This is a genomic window from Rhodococcus sp. USK10, from assembly GCF_019378875.1.
Taxonomy (GTDB): Bacteria; Actinomycetota; Actinomycetes; order Mycobacteriales; family Mycobacteriaceae; genus Rhodococcus_F; species Rhodococcus_F pseudokoreensis.
Genome location: NZ_CP076048.1, coordinates 3,460,555 through 3,481,854, shown reverse-complemented (window position 1 = coordinate 3,481,854; position 21,300 = coordinate 3,460,555). Strand labels below are relative to the sequence as shown.

Below are 21,300 nucleotides of genomic sequence, written 5' to 3'. Positions count from 1 at the left end.
GCGGCTCTCCTGGAACCGAGAAATCGTGTCGGTATCACGGAGTTCGCGTCGGTGCCCGTCCACGACGGGTGGCCATCCGTGACGAGAATTGGTGGATGCCTCGTCACGATTGCCGCCGTGATGCTCTCCGAATTCGCCATTAACAAAGCCTAATTCATGGATAAAGGATGGCCTTAAATGGATACGACAAAGAAAACAACCCCTCCTGACAACAAGCGGGCGATCGCTGCCGGCGCCATTGGCAACTTCATTGAATGGTTCGACTTCGTGTCCTATGGGGCATTGGCGGCGATCCTTGCACCTCGGTTCTTTCCCTCGGAGAACTCGACTGTATCCGTAATCACGCTGTTCGCCACCTTTGCGCTGGCATTTCTGTTTCGGCCGCTCGGCGGTTTCGTGTTCGGCCTTGTCGGTGACAGGGTGGGCCGGCGTTCCGCATTGTCTGCTTCGGTCATGCTCATGAGTTTGGCAACGGTGGTAATCGGTTCGCTCCCGACCGTCGAAGCCATTGGGCTATGGGCGACCGTACTTATCGTGCTAGCACGTTGCGTACAAGCCTTTGCCGCCGGCGGTGAATGGTCCGGTTCCGTTGTCTACATGGTCGAGTTCGGCGATCAACGTCGAAGGTCTTTCCACGCGAGTCTCACCCCCACAGGAGCTTGGTTGGGGGCCATGGCCGCGGTAGGCGTTGTTTCCGGCTTGAACGCGGTATTTGGGCAAGCAGCGGTGGATGCGTGGGCCTGGCGGGTGCCCTTCCTGCTGGCGGCACCATTGGGGCTCATCGGTCTTTATCTTCGCTTGAGGATTCGAGATACACCGGAGTTCGAGGCGTTGAAGTCCGCTGATGCTCTCGAAAGCCGCCCTGTTCGGGAAGCGTTCCGGTCTCATAAGAGGGCGCTGCTGTTGATTTTCATTGGTGCGGCGACGAATGCCACGTGCGGGTACATCCTATTGACGTACATGGCGACCTACCTCACCACAACGGTCGGCGTATCGAGGAGCGCAGCGCTCGCTACCAACACGATCGCGATCGGCGTAACTGCTATAGCAACAGTACTTTTCGGAATCGCCGCAGACAGAGTGGGTAGGAAGCCGGTCTTCATCGGCTCTTTGCTGGCGCAGGTAGTTATCGTCGTTCCGGTGTTTGTCGTGTTGTCACACGGCAGCGTGGCCGGGATTCTGATCGGGCAGTGCGTCCTGGGTGTCGCAATCGGTGCAGCGCACGCACCGTTCGCGGTGCTCTGCGTTGAACTCTTCCCGGCGCGGGTTAGATACGCAGCGTCCGGGGTTGGCTACAGTATCGGCTCCGGTGTCGTGGGTGGACTTGCACCCCTTGTGGCGACCGCGCTCGTGGCTGCCTCCGGAAGTGCGATCGCGCCTGCCTTTTACCTCGGTGGAGTGGTCCTCACCGCGTTTGTGGTTTTCACCGCCCTTCTGCCCGAGACTCGCGGCCTCAACGAGAGCCGTACCTCGGACACGCGGCATTCCGCCGGGCAGAGTTCGACGGTTCGAACGACGGCGCTGACCGAATAGACGGCCCGCCACCGGTGGCGAAGTCGTAACAGGCAGTGCGTCCTCGTGGATGCCTCGTCAGGGATCCGCCACCGGGCGCCTGATCCGGCGTTGACTGCTACGAAGTCCGTGCCATTGCCGCCCGACTGGCCGACACATCGTGTTGGCCGGTCGGGCGGTCAGTGTCGGTCGGCGAGTGTCTGGCGCGGCGATCCATCGGCGGCGCCGCGTCCTTCGGCGGATTCGGATCACGCGGTGGGGGGCTTACTTCCGCCCAGCTTGGTGGTGACAGTCTCGGCAGCGGTCAGCAAACGATCTCGGTACCGTTCGACCTCCGCGCCCGACAATTGACTGGGAAGCTGATAGAGGCTCAATAGGAGCTCCGGCTGAGCGTATGCACCGAATATCGGTGCACTGATGATTCGGACATCGTATGTGGCAGCAGGGTCGATCTCGGCCGGTTCATATCCTTCGAGGCTGAGCGCGCGGGCGGCTGCGGTGACATCCCCTGCCAGATCGCCCGTAGCGCCGGTCAGCGGAAGCCGGGCAACCGCCCCTTCGAATCGCACCTGAGCATCGCTGCGAAGCACGAGCGACCAGCCGCGGTCACGGACGCGGGAGGTTGCTTGCACGAGTAGGTCTCGATCGAGCGCCTGCCCGCCGCGTCCGATCCACTTGTCGAATTCGCGTCCTTCGGCCCATGCCATCAGTGGCAGTGCGAGCGGCGGTACGAAGGGCATCCGTTGACCGAGACGGATGTGTGGGGACGTCGGGAGAGTGCTTGCCATGCTGCTCCCTACCAGGACCAATTGGTCCCTGATCGCGACGGAGGCGCAGCATTCGACACCCAGCTCGCGGGCGACGGCTTCCATCTCGGGACGTGCCTGATCGACGATACTGAGGGGGCGTAACAGGTCAGCCTCGCCGGGGGCGGTGAGCGATGTCGACGAGAAGCAGCCGTAGCCGCCCTGGAAGAAGATGAGCGGTGAGGTCGCATCATCGACCTCGAGTGATGCGACACGACCTATGACAACGAAATGATCGCCGGCCTCGTGGATGGTATCGATCACGCAGTCGATCCACGCGATGGAGTCGTGGATGCGCGGATTGCCGTGCTGTGTCGGTGTCCAGTCGATCGACGCGAACTTGTCAGAACCCTTCAGTGCCAGACTTCGGCAGATGTCCTGCTGGCCGGCGCCGAGCACGTTCACGCAGAAACGGCCACTTTCGCGAATCTTTGGGAAGGTACTGCTGCTCTTGTCCGGAAGGAAGGCAACCAACGCTGGATCGAGCGAGACCGACGTGAAGGAGCCGACGGCCATCCCGACCGGTAGTCCTGCCGAATCGGTCGAGGTAATAGCCACGACGCCGGTCGGGAAGTGGCCGAGCACGGTGCGAAAATGCCCCGGGTCGATCACTGTGCTGGTCTCGGTGAGTGTCATCGGGTCATCCTTCTCGGCGTCAGGGCGTAGGTGCCTGTTCGTCCTTGGTGATCGCTGGTACGGCTCGGACCGTTTGAGCGGTGCCTTCACCGAACTCCGAGCGCCGCCCGATCACCTCGGTCCGCCAGAGGTGGAACTGCGCATGTGACGTGCGTCGCTCTTCAGAGATGGTCGCACTGATCGCGAGGCGCGTCAACTCTAACGTTGAATTATATCTACGGGTGTGTTGAAAATTGGGGTGGTGTTCTCGGGTCGGTGGATGCCCTGTGAAGTGCTGAGATGTCCGCTCTGGAGGATGCGGTGAGGCGTGTTTGAACGGCCAACGCATCTACATAAGTGTAAATCGTTGATGGAACGCTCGGTAGTTCGGCGGAGTCCGGGTTGTCCGTTCGCCGACCTTGCGGCGGCGATCCGGACCAGGCAAGACCTTGTGACGGTCCAGTGCGCCGCGGCCCGATGCTGCACCCGGTCCCGGACGTGGTCGACGTCGCACTCGACCAGGGCTACTACGAGGTGCTATCGCCGCGCCTCTGCTCACGCGCTCGTATAAACCGTGATCACTCGAGGCGTGACCTCGTTGACTTCATGTCTGTCGACAGCGGACTGGCGAGTTGTGGTCGAGCAGCGATAACCGATCGATGGAAAGGCAGTGCCTGAGCGCGTTGCCATACCTCCGATCTCGGCACCGCCACACCCGAATACCCCGCACCGGATGCTCGGTGCGGGGTGTTCGGGTCGGGCTGGGGGACTACCGGTGGGTGAACTCCGGTGACCGCTTTTCGACGAACGCGGCCATGCCTTCCTTCTGGTCTTCGGTGGCGAAGGTCGAGTGGAACACGCGTCGTTCGAAGCGGAGTCCTTCGGTGAGGGTGGTTTCGAAGGCGCGGTTGACCGCTTCCTTCGCCATCATCGCGATGGGCAGCGACATCTCGGCGACGGTGGTGGCCGTGTCCAGCGCCTCGTCGAACAGGTCGGCGGCCGGGATGATGCGGGCGACGAGTCCGGCTCGTTCGGCCTCCTCGGCGTCCATGTTCCGGCCCGTCAGGCACAGTTCCATCGCCTTGGCCTTGCCGACGGCGCGCGTGAGGCGCTGTGAGCCACCGATGCCGGGGATGACGCCGAGTTTGATCTCGGGCTGACCGAACTTGGCGGTGTCGGCGGCGAGCAGGATGTCGCACATCATTGCCAGTTCGCACCCGCCGCCGAGGGCGTATCCCGCCACTGCGGCAACGATGGGTTTACGGGCGGCGGCGATGCGGTCGCCGATGGAGAAGAAGTCGTCGAGGTAGACGTCCATGTACGACTTGGTCTGCATCTCCTTGATGTCGGCGCCGGCGGCGAACGCCCGGTCGGAGCCGGTGATGAGGATGGCGCCGATGTCGCTGTCGGTGTCGAGTTCCTCGATTGCCGTGACGAGTTCGCGCAGCAGTTGGGAGTTCAACGCGTTCAGCGCTTTCGGGCGGTTGAGGGTGATGATTCCGACCCGGCCCTTGCGGTCGAGGAGGATGGTGTCGTAGTCGGTCACTGCTGATCTCCGATTGTCGTAGGGGCCGTGAGGCCGAGTTCGAGGTCGCCGAGGGGTGCGAAGAATGTGGCGACGGCGGCGTCGGTCACCTCGTCGATCGTCGCGGGTGACCAGTGTGGGTTGCGGTCCTTGTCGACGACCTGCGCCCGGATCCCCTCGACCAGATCGGCCGAGCCCAGGCACGCCACGGACACCCGGAACTCCTCGTTGAGGACCTCCTCGAGGCTGCCCGCGACCCTTGCCCGGCGCAGCGACCGTAGGGTGACCGCGCACGCGGTCGGCGACTTCGACAGCACCTGCTCAGCCGCCTTCGTCGCCTCCGGCACCCCGCTGGCCTGCAGCCGGGCCACGATCTCGGCAACACTGTCCGCCGAGTATGCGGCGTCGATCCAGCCCTGCTGCGCCAGCAGATCCGACTCGGGGGCCGGTTCGGTGAACTCCGCCAACGCCTCCTCCACCGACGTGTCCGTCAACTTTTGCACGAACTGCTCGATCTTCTCCGACGGGATGAAATGGTCGGCGAACCCGCACGCGATCGCATCCCCGGCACTCAGCCGTGCCGTGGTGAGCGCGATGTGCGTGCCCAGCTCACCGGGGGCACGCGCCAGCAGGAATGTGCCCCCGGCGTCAAGGTGTCGGGAGAGTTGATGCCTGCAGCGCGGACGTCTATGCGAATGTCTGTGTCACCTAGGGAGGGACGGGGCACGTCTGCGATCTCGAGATCTTTTGGAGAGCCGTGTGATTCGCACAGTACCGCCCGCACTATCGGCTCGATTCTGTCAAGCCGAGGAAGTTGTAGAGGGGGTCGTTGCTGCGGGCTCCCCGTTTGAAGCCGTCGAGCGCCATGGGTGGATTGGACTCCTCCCACTGCTCGCACTTGTGCCAGTCCAGCACTACCGTTCTCTCAGCGATCCGCCAGACGTCTTGGTTGCGTGTGAACACGTCCAGGTAGCGCGCGCCCATCAGGTCGACGGTCGGTGGTCCGTCCCCTTTTCGAATCAGCGTCACCATGACCTGGCTCTCTGCGCGCGCAGTCTCGTGGTCGAGTAGGTCGATGAGTGTGTTGGTGACGGAGTGGGTTGTCGCCGAGTTCGACTCCGTAAGCCGACCGGCCACGAAGGTGGCGAACTCCTGTCCGTTTCCTTTCCAATAGCCATGATCGTCGTAGGAGTCTGAGTGATACACCGATTTGAGGATCTCGACGTCACACCGATCGACTCCGCGGCAGTAACGGTGGATAACATCTGTGATGGCCTGCTTGTCCAGCAGATTCTTCAGGTCCTCGTTCATGCCCAACCTGTCTGCAATCGTTGGGCGAGTTCGATCGACGAACGTGTCACAGTTCGAGTTCTTCACGGTGTTGATTTCGCTGCGTTCCTCGAATAGTCAGCAAAGCAACGGTACTGATGGCTGCACAACCGAGGGTGTAGTAGGCGGCAGAGAGGGGATCGCCAGTCGTAGAGGCCAACCATGTGATGATGTACGGTGCAGTACCGCCGAAGATCGCCACGGACAGTGCATACGTCACCGAGACCCCGGTTGCACGATTACGAGTGCGGAAACGCTCGGACAAGAACGCCGGCATGGGTCCTCCCACGACGCCGATCAGAATCCCTGCGATGATGAGCGCCACCAGGCCTCCACCGAATCCCAACTTGAGCATGTAGTACAGCGGGTAGGACAGCACAACCACGGCAATGGAGCCGAACAGCAGTACGGGTCGTCGGCCGATTCGGTCGGACACGGCGCCGAACAGAGGCATCGTCAGTCCCGCAATTAGTCCAGTCACGAGCGCCAGGAAGTACGAGCGCTCGAACGACATGTTGTAGCTGGTGGACAGAAACGTGGGCATGCCGACCATGAACGTGTTTCCGACTGCGTTGTAGACCACGACCACGCCCAGGGTGGTCAGCAGGTATGTCAGCGGACGGCGTCCTGCACTTGTGGTGGAGACGAGTTCCCCGGTCTCGGCCTCGACCTTGACCTGCTTGAAGTGCGGCGTCTCGTCGACCTTCAATCGCAGGTACAACACAACGATCCCCATGGGGGCTGCCAGCAGAAATCCGATCCGCCAGCCCCAGGAAGCCATTGCATCCTCCGAGAGGAGGACCGCGAGCAGTGTGGCAACTCCACCACCGAGAACGAAGCCCAGCGTCGTTCCCACGAAAGACCAGGATCCGTATACGCCGCGCTTGTTCGCAGGCGCGGACTCGACCATCAGTGATACTGCACCACCCATTTCACCGCCCGCCGAGATTCCTTGAGCGATTCGGCACAGCGTCAGAAGCAATGGTGCGAGCACCCCGATTGCTTCGTGCGTAGGTAGGAAGCCGATGCAGGTCGTCGCAACGGACATCAGGGCGATGATGAGCGCCAAGACCGGCTTGCGCCCGATTCGGTCGGTCATCCGCCCGAAGATGAGTGCACCGATGGGGCGGAGGAAGAACGCCAGAGCGAAGAGCAGGAACGTCGAGAGAATAGAGGCCGTCGGGTTCTCGGAGGGAAAGAACAACGGTGCGATGATCGGAGCCATGTAAGCGTAGATAGCAAACTCGTACCATTCGACGAGATTTCCAAGAGAGCCTGCTACCAGTGCTTTTCGTGACTTGCTGACATCCAGCACCAGTTCGGTACCTGGGGTTGAACTCGTGGTGTTCGACATGGATTCGTCCGTTTCAGGATGTGCTCCACCCATCCGGCGAGGTGGATGCAGCAGGGAAGACTGGTTGATGTGACTCGAGCCACATCAACGTCAACGTGAATGTTGCCTTCGTCGGCCCCGAATGTCAACGCGTACGTGGACGAGGCGCCAAAAATCAACTTCGACGTTGACAAATTTAGGTGCCTCCTGCCACGATGAGGGAGCGACTCGTCAACGCGCGCGTTGAAGGGTGAGAGTGATCTGGGCGAGGAGCGCTTGCCTCCGGTAGCCACATCGACACGAGAGGTACTCGAATGAAGACAGTGCAAGGTGAGTTCACGGGCCCGGACGGCGCAACCGAGGTGGGCTTCAATCCAGACAGGCTGACCGAAGCCGAGGTCCGAACGGCAATTGGCCGCGCAAACATTCCCTCGCTGCTGATGGTCGTATTCCAAACCACTGGGGACGAGAAGTGGCTCGAGGAACCGTATCGACCGACCCGAGGTAAGGGGCTCGGCGATCACGACTCCGGCGGTCTCGACGAGGCGGTGCAGAACGAGATTCGCGAAGCTGCTGTCTCCGCCATACTCGACCTGCAGAACGGCGCCCGACCGGCCATCGAGGCACCGTCCCCCGAACTCACCGTACGCATGATGAGCGTGTGCATGGGTGAACCCGTCGGTGCGGAGTACGGACCGATGCTCTCGCTCGAGCTGGCTCGCCGGGCCGCGCCGGAGTCGCCGCATCTTGCCCTCGATCCGATCGACGCCCCCGAAGGCTTCTCGGTCATCGTCATCGGCACGGGCGTCGCCGGCATCGCCGCCGCTCAGCAGCTCGAAGAGATGGGGCTGAACTACGTCATCCTGGAGAAGCAGCCCGAGGCAGGCGGGAACTGGTGGCAGAATACTTACCCCGGCGCCGGCGTCGACACGCCCAGTCACCTGTACTCGTTCTCGTTCGCCAAGAATGACTGGACTACGCATTTCGAGCTCCGCAACGAGCTGCAGGGTTACTTTGCTCGGGTCCTGAAGGACCTGGGCGCGGGAGAACGTGTGCGGTACGGAACCGAGGTGCGATCGGCGACCTACGACGAATCGGCAGGTCAGTGGACTGTCGAGGTGCGAAACCCTGACGGTTCTTCCTCGACCTTGCGGTCCGATGTGGTGATCAGCGCCGTGGGCGTGTTGAATCGACCGAAGAAGCCCACCCTTCCTGGCATGGACCAGTTCGAGGGGATCAGCTTCCATTCCGCCGACTGGCCGGAGAACCTCGAACTCGACGGCAAGCGCGTCGCGATCGTCGGAACGGGTGCGAGCTCGATGCAGATTGCCCCGGCGATTGCCGATCAGGTAGCGCAATTGACGATCTTCCAGCGTTCGCCCCAGTGGGTGGCTCCGTTCGAGAAGTTCAGGATGCCCATCCCCATGGAGCTGCGGCGGCTCATGCAGACGTGCCCGATCTATCACAGCTGGTACTGGATTCGACTGTTCTGGCAGTTCGGCGACAAGGTCATCGAATCGTTGCGAGTCGATCCGGAATGGGATCACCCCGAGCGTTCGGTGAACGCCCGCAACGACGCGCACCGGGAGTACTTCACCCGGTACATCACCGCACAGGTCGGTGACCGGGAAGACCTGCTCGACAAGGTCATGCCGGACTACCCCCCGTTCGGAAAGCGCATTCTGCTCGACAACGGCTGGTACTCGACCCTTCGGAAGGACAACGTCGACTTGATCGACAGGTCCGTCGCGGGTGTACGGGCGGAGGGATTGGTCGACGATCAGGGCACACAAACCGACGTCGATGTGATCGTGTGGGCGACCGGCTTCGAGGCCGCACGGTTCGTCAGCTCGATGGATGTGCGCGGAGTCGGTGGACTCTCGCTTCGCGAGGCCTGGAACGATGACGACCCCAAGGCATATTTGGGTGTGTCCGTACCCGACTTTCCAAACTTCTTCATGCTGGGTGGGCCGAACTCGTTCCCCGGCAGCGGTAGCTTCATGTTCTTCATGGAGGTACAGATGCGGTACATCCGAGGTCTTCTCACCGAGATGTTCCGCAACGGAATCAAAGCCCTCGACGCGACACCCGAGGCGAACCGTCAGTACAACGAGCTCGTCGACTCGACGCATGCTCGTACGGTCTGGACCCACCGCGGAATGTCGACCTATTACCGCAACTCAAAGGGGAGGGTGGTATTCGTAATGCCGTTCTTGAACGTCGAATACTGGCAGATGACCCAGCGCCCCGACCTGGAGAACTACACCGCACGCTGATTGACCGACGAACAATGCCCCGGCGCCGCACACAGCGCCGGGGCATTGTTCGTCGTGGAAGGACCTAGTCTTGGACGTGTTTCGAAAGTCGTTCGGATGTGGGTTGTCGATCAAGTGGAGTGTCGCAACTGTTGAATGACCCCGAGCCCAGCGAAGCGGTGCCGGGCCGGGCGGGACACTGTGGCGGGACGTCCCGGCCCGGTACGGGGCCGGGACGTCCCGCAAACCATTGTCGATCATCGGTCCGCAGGTCAACGTGGTGACAGTCCGCAGATCACCACGGCTGTCGAAGCGATCAGCGTGCACGCTCATGGGCGGCCCCGGAATCGACCGGACCGCGTTCTCGCGGACAAGGCTTGCAGCAGCGCCGCGAACCGCACCTACCTGCGCACACGTGGGATCTGCGCCACCATCCCGACCAAGGCCGACCAAGGCCGACCGGAAGGAGGAGGGCTCGTCCGGTTGGCGGCCACCAGCGTTCGACGTCGAGCACTACGAGCAGAGCCGTGCAGTCGAGTGCCGCATCAACCAACTGGAGTAGAACCAGACAGACCGCGCGGTTCGCTACACCGCCACGATCCGCACCGCCGCCATCAACCAGTGGTTCCGCACCGCCGACTTCTGAAACACCCCTGAGGCGCTGCTACCACGTATCGATTCGCCGGCGCACGCTGGACGGGCGGTCCGGCCGCGGCGTGCTGATCACCGAGACGATCCAAGACCTCGTCGTTACCGGATCGATGACGTCGTCGATCTCGAAAACCGACGCAGCATTGATCGCCTTACCTTGCTTTTCGTACTGCTCGAGGTGAGCTCGGTAGGCCTGGTCCCGTTCGTCGTCGTCCTCGATCGCGTCGAGCTCGCGGCGGAAACCGAGCTTCACGGCGCCTTCCGGGCCCATCGCACCGAGTTCACCGGTCGGCCATGCCACGATTGCGTCGGGAACACGAAAACTGCCTCCGGCCATCGCCTGGCCTCCGAGTCCGTACGCCTTACGCACGATCACGGTGCAGAACGGCACCGTGAGGGATGGTGCGATGACGAACAGGCGGCTGACGTGCCGGACCGATGCCGTTTGTTCCGCGTCGGGTCCGACGAGGAAGCCCGCCGTGTCGCAGAGCGACACGATCGGTATCGCGTAGGCCTCGCAGAGCTGCAGGAAGCGCGCCATCTTGTCTGCTTCGGCGCTTCCGATGGTCCCACCGGCACGGCTTCCGTCGTTGGCAACCACGCCAGCGGGCTGGCCTTCGATCCGTACCAGCGCAGTGATGATTCCCGGTGCAAATTCGCGGCGAAGCTCCAGCACAGAGTCTTCGTCTGCGATCGTGTCGACGACGGTGCGCATATCGAAGGGGCGGCTGCGACGTTCGGGCACGACGTGCCGCAGCTGCCGCTGATCGGGTGCGCTCCATGTGGTCGTAGACCCACGAAAATAGCCCAAGTAGCGTCGTGCGACGTCCACTGCTTCGGCCTCGTCATCGACGAGCACGTCGATGACACCATTGGGGCCCTGAACTGATACGGGCCCGATCTCGTCTGCACCGAAGGATCCGAGACCACCCCCCTCGATCATCGCCGGACCGCCGAGGCCGATTGTCGAGTCTTGTGTGGCGATGACGAGATCACAGGCGCCGACCAGGGCCGCGTTGCCTGCGAAGCATCGTCCTGACGCGATTCCGACCGTCGGCACTACCCCGTTGAGGCGGCCGAGTGCAACGAACGTTCCCAGATCCATCCGTGTTGCGCGAGACATGTCGTCAGTGTCGCCTGGCCTGCCGCCGCCACCCTCGGCGAACACGACGACAGGGGTTCCTCGCCTGCCGGCGAGATCGAACATACGCTCGGCCTTCTTGTGGCTCTGGAGGCCTTGCGTCCCAGCCAGCACGGTGTAGTCGTATGCCAATGCTGCAGTCGGATGACCGTCGACAGTTCCGAAGCCGGAGACGAGACCGTCTGCAGGTGTGGAGCCTTCGAGTTCAGCAAGTGATTTACGGCGACGCTGTGCTGCGACCACGAGTGATCCGTACTCGTGGAACGGTTCGGGATCGAACAGATCCTGCAGGTTCTCCCTCGCGGTGCGCTTGCCTCGCTCATGGCGACGTTCGACGGCACCCGCGCGGGCGTCGTCGAGGGTTCGTCGATGTCGAGCCAAGATGTCGTCGAGGTCGGATCGCGTGGCGGTGAGGTCGATCTGGTCGATCACAGACGCTTCCTCGGGCTGATGCCTGTCCGGTTCAATGACGGCGAGCAGTGTTCGGGCTGAGACCGACTGCCCGATCTCCACGTCGACTGCGATGACGGAACCGGTAACTGGCGAGCGTACGTCGGTTTCCATCTTCATCGCTTCGACGGTGACCAGGACGTCGCCGCGCTCGACGGTGGAACCTGCTTTCACCGACAGCGCGACGACGGTACCCGTCAGTGGAGTCCGGACGTCGATCGATGCCTCATCCGACACCGCCTCGCTTGCCGGTTCAGCCCTCACCAGGTGGTCGTCGATCGTCCGAGTCGTGGTTCGACCGCAGCGAAACGCGTCGCTGCCGAGGAACCATTGGAGTGTGGAGATATCGGTGTCGAGGTCATCGAGACGAACCTCGCCGAGGGATGTATTCAACTCTGAAGCGGCAGTGGTGAAGTCACCGTCGTCCCGGTGAACTATCACCTTCGCGAGCAAGGGATCGTAACCGGTGCCGACCCGCATTCCGGTCTGCATATGGGACTCGACTCGAAGGTGCTGTCCGGTAGGAAACCGCACTTCATTCAGTCGGTCCGAACCGTCCGGTCTGGGTCCTCCGGTGATCCTCGCCTCGATTGCAACACCGCGGGGAGTACCGAGGACATCGGGGGAGAGGTTCAGGTCCGAGAGAGCCCGGTGCTGCGCAAGGTCGATCTGGAGACTCACTAGATCCAGGCCGGTAATCTGCTCGGTGATACCGTGCTCGACTTGCAATCGGGGGTTGGCCTCGATGAAATACCACTGGTCGAGGTCATCGGCGTCCACCAGGAATTCGAACGTCGCCAAGCCTCGCAGTGATACTGCGGAGGCGAGTGACAACGCAGCGGTGAACAATGCCTCGCGCGTTGTGTCGGGCAAGAACTGTGCCGGCGCGATCTCGACCATCTTCTGATGGCGACGCTGTCCAGTGCAGTCGCGGTCGAACAGGTGTATGGGGAACTTCCCACCGTCGCCGGCCACCTGAACTTCGATATGGCGCGCACGGGGGAGATATGCCTCGACGTAGACATCGGGAATGCCGAAGCTACGTTCGGCTTCTGAACGGCACCTGTCGATGGCTTGATCAAGTTTCTCGAGATCGTCCACTATGCGCATGCCGCGCCCGCCGCCACCGGCGGCGGCCTTGACTATGACCGCGGTCGTTCCGAGCGACTCGGCGAAGTTGCGAGCCGCTGTCTTGGTAGTCGGACCAGGTGTGGCGGGCAGCACCGGAACAGAGCATCGGGTGGCCAGCGCTCGGGTGGTGGACTTGTCCCCGAGAAGGCGCAGAGTTGGACCATCCGGGCCCACGAACGTCAGCCCGGCCGCGCCGCATGCTTCGGCCAGCTCCGCACTTTCGCTGAGGAACCCGTACCCGGGGTGCACGATCGCTGCCTGGGCCGACGACGCCGCTTCGCAGATGTTCGCCACGTTCAGATACGCAGACGGTCCGACCCCAGGGAGCGGAATCGACTCGTCGGCTCGCGTCACATGCGGAGAATCGGGCTCGTCCTCGCTGTACACGGCGACGGTGCGCAGACCTCGTGCGGCCGCGGTGCGCATGATTCGGAGCGCAACCTCGCCGCGATTGGCGATCAGCAACCCCGTCATGCGGAGGTGTCGGTGGCGGCGAAGCCGCCGTAACCGCCTTGGAAGAAGATAAGGGGAGACTCGGGTGTGTCGAGTTCGAGATGATGGACCCGTCCCACGACGATGTAGTGGTCGCCGGCGTGGTGCACGGCGTCGATCTCACAGTCGATCCACGCCAAGGAACCCAGAATGCGAGGCATTCCCGACGGTGCCGGTGTCCAATCGACATCTGCGAACTTGTCGTCGCCTTTTCGGGACAAACTTCGGCACACGTGCTGTTGATCATCCCCGAGCACGTTCGCGCAGAATCTCTGCGCCGCAAGAATCTTGGGGAAGGTCGTCGACGACTTGTCGGGGAGGAAGGCCACGAGGGGAGGTTCCAGCGAGACAGAGGTGAACGATCCCACCGCCATGCCGACCGGTCGACCGTCGGCGTCGATTGCTGTTACCGCTACCACCCCTGTGGGGAAATGACCCAAAATGTTGCGGAACAGTCGTGGGTCGATAACCCGATCGTCGTCGACGACCACCGATCCCTCGACGACTCCCGGGTTCTGGGTGCCGATCATTTGATCGTCAATCCTGCGTCGACAGGAAGCATCACGCCGGTTACGTATCTGGATTCATCGGATACGAGCCAGGCCACAGCATTGCTGATCTCCTCGGGTTCGAGGATGTCGATCGGCAGCAAGTTGCTGATCGAGTTACCCATGTTGGTCGGATCTGCCAATGCCCCCGCCAACGCGGTGTTTCCCACCACCATCGGTGTGCTCACCCCGGTCGGGTGTACCGAGTTGACTCGAATGTTGTGCTCGGCCAGCAGCACGGCGTACTGGCGCATCAGACCGACTACCCCGTGTTTGCTCGCTGTGTAGCCGATGCCCGCACCGGAGCTTCCCCCCACAGCTTTGATTCCGGCCGTCGAACTCGTCATCACGATCGATCCACCGCGTCCCTGCGCGATCATGCGCTCCCGCGCGACCTCGACGGTATTGAACACTCCGACCAGATTGACGCCGATCACGTCGGCGAAGACTGCGTCACGATCTCGTTCGTGCGCTTGCTGCGGCGCGATGCCTGCATTGGCCACGACGATGTCGACTCCGCCGAGTTCAGTGGCGCCGGCCTCGAGTGCGGCCGACAGCGCCTTCTTGTCGCGCACGTCAGCTGTTCGGGCAACGATTCGGCGATCGAGTTTCTCCACAAGCGCGACTGTCTCGGCAAGATCGTCCTCCGTCGCCAGTGAATACGGCACAGTCTCGATCGAGCGGCAGATATCGACGGCAATGATGTCAGCGCCCTCTTCAGCGAGCCGTATCGCGTGGCTGCGCCCCTGCCCGCGGGCCGCACCGGTGATGAATGCAACCTTGCCTTCTAGCGTGCCGCTCATAGGAAATCTCCCTCTCGAAATGGACCTGGGCTGGGCATCGAAGAGACATGGTGCCCAGCCCGAAATTCTGTGTGTCTGGCGATTCCGCCCACGGCGGACAGCCGTCGACATGTGACACAGCTGGTCGTGTCGCTACCACACCGAACTGTGACGTGCATCGCTCTCTCGGAAGCCTGCCTTCACGCGCCCATTCTGTCAACTGTGTCGTTGATGTAATCCACAGCCGTGTAGATTTCAGCCCTGTGTGCACGACGTTGGAGGTTGACATCTATGGCGCGGCGCACAATGATCGGAACTACGATCTACGCTGACGTTGATCGTGGCGCCGTACCGACGACTACGGATGCGCACAACGAGCTCGCCCCGAGGGAGTAGACATGACCGACATCGAGGCCAGGGTGCGACGGCTCGAAGACCGAGCCGAGATTCAAGACCTGGCGGTTCGATACTTCTTGGCGTCAGACTTCGACGACTTCGACACCATCGCCGACGCCTTCGCGCCCGAGGGCACCTTCTCCGCTGGAGGTTTCCCCGGTGCAACCGGCGGAAACGGGATCGCCGACATGATCCGGCAAGCGCGAACGGCATTCGGTACCACGATCCACACGCCGAACTACGTACTCGTCGATTTCGTCGACGACGATCACGCAACGGGTATCGTCGGCGCCCACCTGGAGATCGCGACGGGCGGCACGACCGTGTTCGGCGCCGTGCGCTACGAAGACGAGTACGTTCGAGTCGATGGCCGCTGGCGATTCGCTTCCCGCAACATGCGCACCGTTCACGTGGGCCCTTGGGGCGACGTTGCAACGTCGTTGACCGCGGAGTTGCCGGTCCGCTGGCCCGGCGCCGACGCCACGGCGTCCGACTATCCCGTCAACGCCTGACCCTTGCCACGCGCCGAACCCGGGGCGTTGTCGACCGCGGGAGTCACCCGCAACCAATTCCGACGTCTCCGTGAATCCACGAACGACGTTGACAAGATCAAACTGGAAAACCCAGTGCGCCGGATCGAACCGGTCGCAAAATCGTAACTCGAAGGAGATCCTCATGACTGCCACCCGCGAGGTGTCCACCCGCGAGCTCACCGAGCTCGTCGAAAAGGGAAAGATCGAACGGGTTCTGTTCGACTACGCCCACAATCTGGACATGAACCTTCCTGACCAGCTCGCCGAGCTCTTCACGGAGGATTGCTACGTCGCCTACGGTCCCGACTTCGGCGCCGAAGGACGCGCTGCCTACCGCGAGACACTTGACGGAATCGGCACCTTCTTCACGGCCACCAGTCACCACGTCTCGAACGTTGTCGTCGACTTCTCCGAGGATCTGACCTCGGCCAAGGTCCGTTCGGTCCTCTACGCATGGCATCAGTACACCAAGGAAGGCAAGGCCGACGGCTACTTCTTCGGCCAGTACCACGATGACTTCGTGTACGACGACGAGCACGGCTGGCGTTTCGCCCGGCGGGAACTGCGTGCGTCCGGTGTCGTCGACTTCCACGTCAAGAAGCAGATTCCGATCGGACGGGCATGACAGCTGTCACCGAGACCAAACCGGACGCTCGGTTCGACAACCTGCGGATCGAGCATCGGGGCCCCATCAGCTGGATCGTGCTGAACCGACCGGACAAGGCCAACTCTCTGTCGAACGAGCTGCTGGACGAGTTCAGTGCGGCGTTGGCCGCGCTGGCAACCTCCGGAGGTCCGGTCATCGGAATCCGCGGCGCCGGCAAGGGCTTCTCGGCCGGCTACGACATCGGCCAGGTCGGCAAAGTGGTGGCGGATCCGGATCCCGTGGCTGACCGAGAGCGACTGGCTCGCAACGTCAACCGATTCCTCGCGATCTGGGATCATCCGAAACCGGTGATCGCCGCCGTACACGGCTACTGCATCGCGGGAGCAACTCAGCTGTGCGTATTCACTGATATCACCTTCGTGGCACGCAACGCGAAGATCGGTGAACCGGCAATCCCGCTCGGTGGTGGGTACATTGCCCCACTGTGGGCCCCGCTGGTCGGCCCCAAGCGCGCCAAAGAACTGGCATTCGTGCCCGGTAACTCGATCGACGGCACTACCGCGGTCGAGTGGGGCTGGGCCAATCACGCCGTGGACGAGCAAGACCTGATCGGTGAAGTCGAAGCGCTTGCCGCTCGCATCGCACGCACGCCGTCGGACATTCTGCGGATCAAGAAGCTGTCCATCAACAGGAGTATGGAAGCAATGGGCGTGCGCACCGCGGCCCAGGGCGGCGCGGAAATGGATGCCCTGCTCCATCTGTCGCCGTCGGTGGCCGAGGTCCGCAGGTTCGTGGCCGAGGTGGGCCTGAAGGGCGCTATCGCCGCCTACCGCGAACCCGTGGAACTGACCGATCAACCTATGGCAGAGAAATAATGAGGAAGGACTTACCGTGAGCAGCGGAATCTTGTTCGAGCTGGACAATCACGTCGCACGAGTGACACTCGATCGCCCCAAAGCGCTGAACTCCATCGATCCCGAAATGGATTCGGCGTTGTTCGAGGCATGGACCGAAATCAACTCGAATCCGGACATCTGGGTCGCCGTGCTCGGTGCGACGGGGGAGAAGGCATTCTGTGCCGGCGCCAACGTCAGCGGAGGGACTGAAGGTGATGGCCGCCGGATGGCACTCGGTGGTGGACTCACCGGCGTCGGTGGACCCATGCTGACGCTGCGCAAGCCTCTCGTCGCGGCCGTTCAGGGCTATGCGATCGGCGGCGGTTTCGAACTCGCCATGTGTGCCGACATCATCGTCGCAGCGGACAACGCCCAGTTCGGCATTCCCGAGACCAAAGTGGGCATCATCGGCGAGGCGGGCATCATGCATCGTGCGATTCGGCAGCTGCCGCATCACATCGCAATGGCCTTGATTCTCACCGGCGAGCGCATCGATGCACAGCAAGCCGAGCGGTATGGACTCGTCAACGAGGTCGTCCCGCTCGAGAAACTGCTCGAGACTGCGACATCGTGGGCAGAGCGAATCGCCTCGGCGTCGCCACTCGCCGTTCAAGCAGCGAAGGACGCTGTGCTGTCACGGGCGGGATGGCCGCTCGACGTCGCGCTGGCAACCCGATACGAGCCGATCGAGGCATACGCAAACAGCGCCGACAGGCTCGAAGGCAGGGCAGCGTTCGCCGAGAAGCGCGCAGCCCAATGGACTGGTCGCTGACCGTAGGTACGTGACGTGAGCTGGGTCGGGATGATCGCTTCCTGACCCAGTGCACAGGGCCTCACAGCCCAGGAATTGCTCACTGCGTGTGGCGTGTCGGTGTCATTCTCTCAACCTCGCGCCCTCGAGGAACAAAGCACAGAAGGCCTCGCTGGTCTGCTTGGTATCGACTTTGCGCATTCCCGGTGTGAGCCACCGATGTGTCCAGTTGATCATCCCGAACAGCGACTTCGCCATCAGCTGCACGGGTACCTCGCTACGCAGGGTGCCCTCGTCGACGCCTTGTTGCAGGGTATCGAGAACAATGGTTTCGAAGCGCTTGGTCTTACGCGCCATCTCCCTACCCCACGACGTTGTGTCCAACTGCAACTGAGCCATGTCCTCCTGGATATACAGGTAGACGTAGGGATAGTTCCTCTCGTATGAGTTCATCTGTTGCTCGATGAGGCGGCGCAGTTTTCCGATCGCGTCTTCGTCGCTACCGATGATTTCCTCAGCAAACGCGATGTTCTCATCGAGCACACCGACCAAGATGTCATGAAAAAGGGCCTGAAACAGCTCTGTCTTGCTCGCAAAGTAGTAGTAAATCGAGGCTCTATCGGTCCCGAACCGCTCGGCAATGTCGTTGAGTGTCGTCGCTTCGAAGCCCTTCTCTCCGAAGATGGCTGCTGCAGTGAGCAACAGTTCCTGGCGCTTGGCCTGGTAGTTGGGGCTGCTGTCATTTTGGGCACTGCGACGGCGTCGGCTCATGCCGCTGTTGGCTGCGGTCGAGGTAGTCATGTCGAACAATATGCCGGGACCGGCGTGATTGATCAACATCTACGTAGATTCTCGCTTGATCAAATTGTCCAGGCGTAGAGCAGATTCCGAACGATGTAGGTGATCTGCTATCACGGTCGCGGTCTAGCCCTGGTCGAGAGCGGGCCGCCGGGAGAGTTTTCAACTTCAGATTTCGCTCTCGTGTCGACACAATTTTATGTTGACACAATCAACTCTGACGTTGACAGCGCGACGTGAGTCGCTTAGCGTGAACGTCAACGAGATCTTCTACGCGCAGCACGCGAACTCTGTGCCATTCATACAGGCAATTCGTCGGCGATATTGCTTACGACGATCGACAATTGAGGACGACATGACTGACTTCGGCGACTGGTGCACCGTCACTCCGCTCGGCGATCTGTTGGTGCGTGGAGCACACGCACATCCCGACCGCGACCTAATCGTGTTCCCTGAGGAGCGATTCACCTACGCTGAGGTCCTCGAGCGTGCAGTTTCGGTTGCACGTGGGCTGCTGGCTATGGGAGTTCAGTCCGGCGACCATGTCGCGCTTCTGGCGCCGAACGGTATCGAATTCGTCGAGGGATTCTTCGGATCGGCTTTGATCGGGGCCGTCGTCGTACCGCTCAATGCACGGCACAAGGCCAAGGAACTGGGTTACATCGTCGAGAACGCGGACATCACCGCGCTACTGACAGTATCCAGTCCTGACGCCTACGTTGATTTTGTCGAGGTTCTACACGAAGCGCTGCCGTCGTTGGCGACTGCCGATGGCCACGGCGACCTCGACCTTCCCGAAGCGCCGCGTCTGCGTCGTGCGTTACTGCTCCGAGGCGCGAACAAGCTCGGATTCACCTCCAGGGAGGACCTGGATGCTGCAGCAGAGACTGTCGACCCATCGCTCGTCCATCGACATCGCCGACGAGTCAGGACGCGGGATATCGCCGCGATCCTGTACACCTCGGGGACGACCGCCAACCCGCGTGGCTGCTTGCTCACCCACGAATCGATGACCCGTGGTCCGGTGGAGCGGGCGACCGGCCGCCTCTCGGCAGGGGACCGCCACATCAGTTGGGCGGGCGGGCCGCTCTTCCACATCGCGGCGCTGGCTCCGCTGATCGGTGCGATCGGTGCCGGGGGAACATTCCTCACCGACACGTTCTTCGAACCTGGCCGCGCCATCGAGCTGATCAGGGCCGAGCGGCCGACGTGCGTCTGGCCGTGGTTCCCTGCGCCGATGCAGATGATGATGGCGCATCCGACGTTTGACGCGGCCGAGTTCGACTCGATTCGGTACGTGTTCCTGATCGGTCCCCGTATTCTCATCGAAGAGGTTCAGAATCTGTTCCCGGCGGCCGAGCTGATGGCTGCGTGCGGAATGACGGAAACTACCGGAATCTATGCCCTCAGCGAGCCGGACGAGTCGTTCGAGGACCGCAGCAGTGCGCAAGGAAAGGCCGTGCCGGGAATCGAGATTCGTATCGTCGATCCATTTGACGGCGGGGACCAACCGGCGGGGGTTCCCGGCGAGATCCTGATTCGCGGCTACTGCGTGACCGAGGGTTATTACAAGGATCCCGTAAAGACCGCCGAGACAATCGATTCCGATGGCTGGTTGCGGACGGGAGACCTCTACAGTCGCACCGAGTCGGGGTGCCTGGTGTTCCACGGACGGCTCAAGGACATGTTGAAGGTCGGTGGTGAAAACGTCGCGGCCATCGAGATCGAGTCCTTCTTGTGTTCACATCCTGCCGTTCTGACTGCAGCTGTCATCGGCCGGCCTGATGACAGGCTCGACGAAGTGCCCGTGGCATTTGTCGAGGTCCGAGAAGGCCACCAAATCACAGAAGACGAGCTGATCACATTCTGTGACGGCCAAATCGGCCGGTACAAGATTCCGCGCGCAGTGTTTTTCGTCGAGCCCGGAGGGTGGCCGATGTCGGCAACGAAGATCAACAAGCGGGGGCTCAAAGAGCAACTGACGACACCCGCCAACGCATTGAGCACAGCCGGATGAGCTCCGTGACAGTCGAATTCGACGTCCGAGATCTTCGCATGTTGGCCGAAGAGATTTTGGACGGAGTGGACGAGGGATCCGCCCTCGATCAGCAGACACGTGTGCTCACACACATCGCAGTGTGCTCGGTCGCAACGACGATGGATGTCGCGGGTACCGGCCGCTACATCGAGGAAGCACTCGACCTGGGCCTCGACGCTGCGCAGATTCAGGAAGCGTTGACGGTGGTATCGGGACTCGGTGTGCACACACTGTTCGAGTCGTCCAGGCAGTTGTCGAGTGCAGTTCGTCGCAGAAGCGGGGGCGAGGTCGAACCGCTCGACGAGGCACGGCAGACCTTATGGGATCGTCACATCGGTACCGATCCGTACTGGCAGCGCATGGAGGACGAGCTTCCGGGCTTCTTCGACGCACTGCTCAGGATGTCACCAGAAACGTTCGTAGCGTTCTTCGACTACTGCGCGGTTCCTTGGAAAAGTCGGGCGTTGCGGGCAGTGACCAAGGAATTGATCTCTCTCGCTGCTGATTCCACTCCAACCCACCGATACAAGCCCGGGTTTCTGCTGCACCTGAAGAACGCGCTAGACCTCGGTGCCGGGGCACGCAGTATCCGCGAAGTTCTCGACATCGCGGCAGCAGCTCCCGGACACCGCGGCGTCGGCTGACATCCGCCCTCTCCGTGCGCCGGTCGGCACGAGATACACGGCGGCTTCGCCGAGCCTTGCGTTCGGA

General features: G+C 62.0%; 16 protein-coding genes and 1 pseudogene. 8 read left to right on the top strand and 9 right to left on the bottom strand.

What is annotated here, in order from left to right:
* Window positions 1-177: 177 nt before the first annotated feature.
* A complete protein-coding gene (locus tag I1A62_RS22990; RefSeq protein ID WP_219460006.1) occupies window positions 178-1,533 on the top strand; it encodes an MFS transporter in 1,356 nt (451 codons plus the stop codon).
* A gap of 227 nt (window positions 1,534-1,760) precedes the next feature.
* On the opposite strand, the gene I1A62_RS22985 is transcribed toward I1A62_RS22990, so the two are convergent.
* From I1A62_RS22985 to I1A62_RS22965, 5 genes and pseudogenes are all read right to left on the bottom strand, one after another.
* A complete protein-coding gene (locus I1A62_RS22985) occupies window positions 1,761-2,954 on the bottom strand; it encodes a flavin reductase (RefSeq protein WP_219460004.1) in 1,194 nt (397 codons plus the stop codon).
* A 748-nt stretch (window positions 2,955-3,702) separates the two neighbouring features.
* A complete protein-coding gene (locus I1A62_RS22980) occupies window positions 3,703-4,479 on the bottom strand; it encodes an enoyl-CoA hydratase (RefSeq protein WP_219460002.1) in 777 nt (258 codons plus the stop codon).
* A pseudogene (locus tag I1A62_RS22975) lies at window positions 4,476-5,108 on the bottom strand (enoyl-CoA hydratase/isomerase family protein); the annotation flags it as partial. The pseudogene I1A62_RS22975 and the gene I1A62_RS22980, both read right to left, overlap by 4 nt.
* A gap of 133 nt (window positions 5,109-5,241) precedes the next feature.
* Window positions 5,242-5,769 carry a nuclear transport factor 2 family protein gene (locus I1A62_RS22970; protein ID WP_124394091.1) on the bottom strand — a complete coding sequence of 176 codons (528 nt, stop codon included), beginning with the start codon at window positions 5,767-5,769 and terminating at the stop codon, window positions 5,242-5,244.
* A gap of 46 nt (window positions 5,770-5,815) precedes the next feature.
* Window positions 5,816-7,141: an MFS transporter gene (locus tag I1A62_RS22965; protein WP_124394092.1), complete on the bottom strand. Its 1,326-nt coding sequence runs from the start codon at window positions 7,139-7,141 to the stop codon at window positions 5,816-5,818.
* Window positions 7,142-7,434: 293 nt separating this feature from the next.
* Here I1A62_RS22965 and I1A62_RS22960 point away from each other — a divergent pair, with 293 nt between their 5' ends.
* Entirely contained in the window at window positions 7,435-9,396 is a 1,962-nt protein-coding gene (locus tag I1A62_RS22960; protein ID WP_225858291.1) for an NAD(P)/FAD-dependent oxidoreductase, read from the top strand.
* Between the two features lie 643 nt (window positions 9,397-10,039).
* Here I1A62_RS22960 and I1A62_RS22955 read toward each other — a convergent pair.
* Genes I1A62_RS22955 through I1A62_RS22945 form a run of 3 tightly spaced genes read right to left on the bottom strand, consistent with a single transcriptional unit; the run spans window position 10,040 to window position 14,591 of the window.
* Window positions 10,040-13,222, bottom strand: coding sequence for a carboxyl transferase domain-containing protein (locus tag I1A62_RS22955; RefSeq protein WP_124394093.1), 3,183 nt, complete (start codon window positions 13,220-13,222; stop codon window positions 10,040-10,042).
* A complete protein-coding gene (locus I1A62_RS22950) occupies window positions 13,219-13,731 on the bottom strand; it encodes a flavin reductase family protein (RefSeq protein ID WP_374710804.1) in 513 nt (170 codons plus the stop codon). The genes I1A62_RS22955 and I1A62_RS22950 overlap by 4 nt, the downstream gene beginning before the upstream one ends.
* 35 nt (window positions 13,732-13,766) lie before the next feature.
* Complete coding sequence (locus tag I1A62_RS22945; RefSeq protein WP_124394095.1) at window positions 13,767-14,591, bottom strand: mycofactocin-coupled SDR family oxidoreductase; 825 nt, start codon at window positions 14,589-14,591, stop codon at window positions 13,767-13,769.
* A 377-nt stretch (window positions 14,592-14,968) separates the two neighbouring features.
* On the opposite strand from I1A62_RS22945, the gene I1A62_RS22940 reads away from it, so the two are divergent.
* The 4 genes from I1A62_RS22940 (at window position 14,969) to I1A62_RS22925 (ending at window position 17,774) form a co-directional block, all read left to right on the top strand.
* Window positions 14,969-15,478, top strand: a complete 510-nt coding sequence (locus I1A62_RS22940) for a nuclear transport factor 2 family protein (protein ID WP_124394096.1) — start codon at window positions 14,969-14,971, stop codon at window positions 15,476-15,478.
* A 163-nt stretch (window positions 15,479-15,641) separates the two neighbouring features.
* Entirely contained in the window at window positions 15,642-16,124 is a 483-nt protein-coding gene (locus I1A62_RS22935; RefSeq protein WP_124394097.1) for a nuclear transport factor 2 family protein, read from the top strand.
* Window positions 16,125-16,201: 77 nt separating this feature from the next.
* Window positions 16,202-16,981, top strand: a complete 780-nt coding sequence (locus I1A62_RS22930; RefSeq protein ID WP_257890872.1) for an enoyl-CoA hydratase-related protein — start codon at window positions 16,202-16,204, stop codon at window positions 16,979-16,981.
* A gap of 16 nt (window positions 16,982-16,997) precedes the next feature.
* On the top strand, window positions 16,998-17,774 hold the full coding sequence (locus I1A62_RS22925) for an enoyl-CoA hydratase/isomerase family protein (protein ID WP_124394099.1): 777 nt from the start codon (window positions 16,998-17,000) through the stop codon (window positions 17,772-17,774).
* Between the two features lie 102 nt (window positions 17,775-17,876).
* Here I1A62_RS22925 and I1A62_RS22920 read toward each other — a convergent pair whose 3' ends face one another.
* Window positions 17,877-18,593: a TetR/AcrR family transcriptional regulator gene (locus tag I1A62_RS22920; RefSeq protein ID WP_225858292.1), complete on the bottom strand. Its 717-nt coding sequence runs from the start codon at window positions 18,591-18,593 to the stop codon at window positions 17,877-17,879.
* Between the two features lie 313 nt (window positions 18,594-18,906).
* On the opposite strand from I1A62_RS22920, the gene I1A62_RS22915 reads away from it, so the two are divergent.
* Complete coding sequence (locus I1A62_RS22915; RefSeq protein WP_219459997.1) at window positions 18,907-20,568, top strand: class I adenylate-forming enzyme family protein; 1,662 nt, start codon at window positions 18,907-18,909, stop codon at window positions 20,566-20,568.
* Window positions 20,481-21,233, top strand: coding sequence for a carboxymuconolactone decarboxylase family protein (locus I1A62_RS22910; protein ID WP_225858293.1), 753 nt, complete (start codon window positions 20,481-20,483; stop codon window positions 21,231-21,233). Before I1A62_RS22915 ends, I1A62_RS22910 begins: the two co-directional genes overlap by 88 nt.
* Window positions 21,234-21,300: the final 67 nt, after the last annotated feature.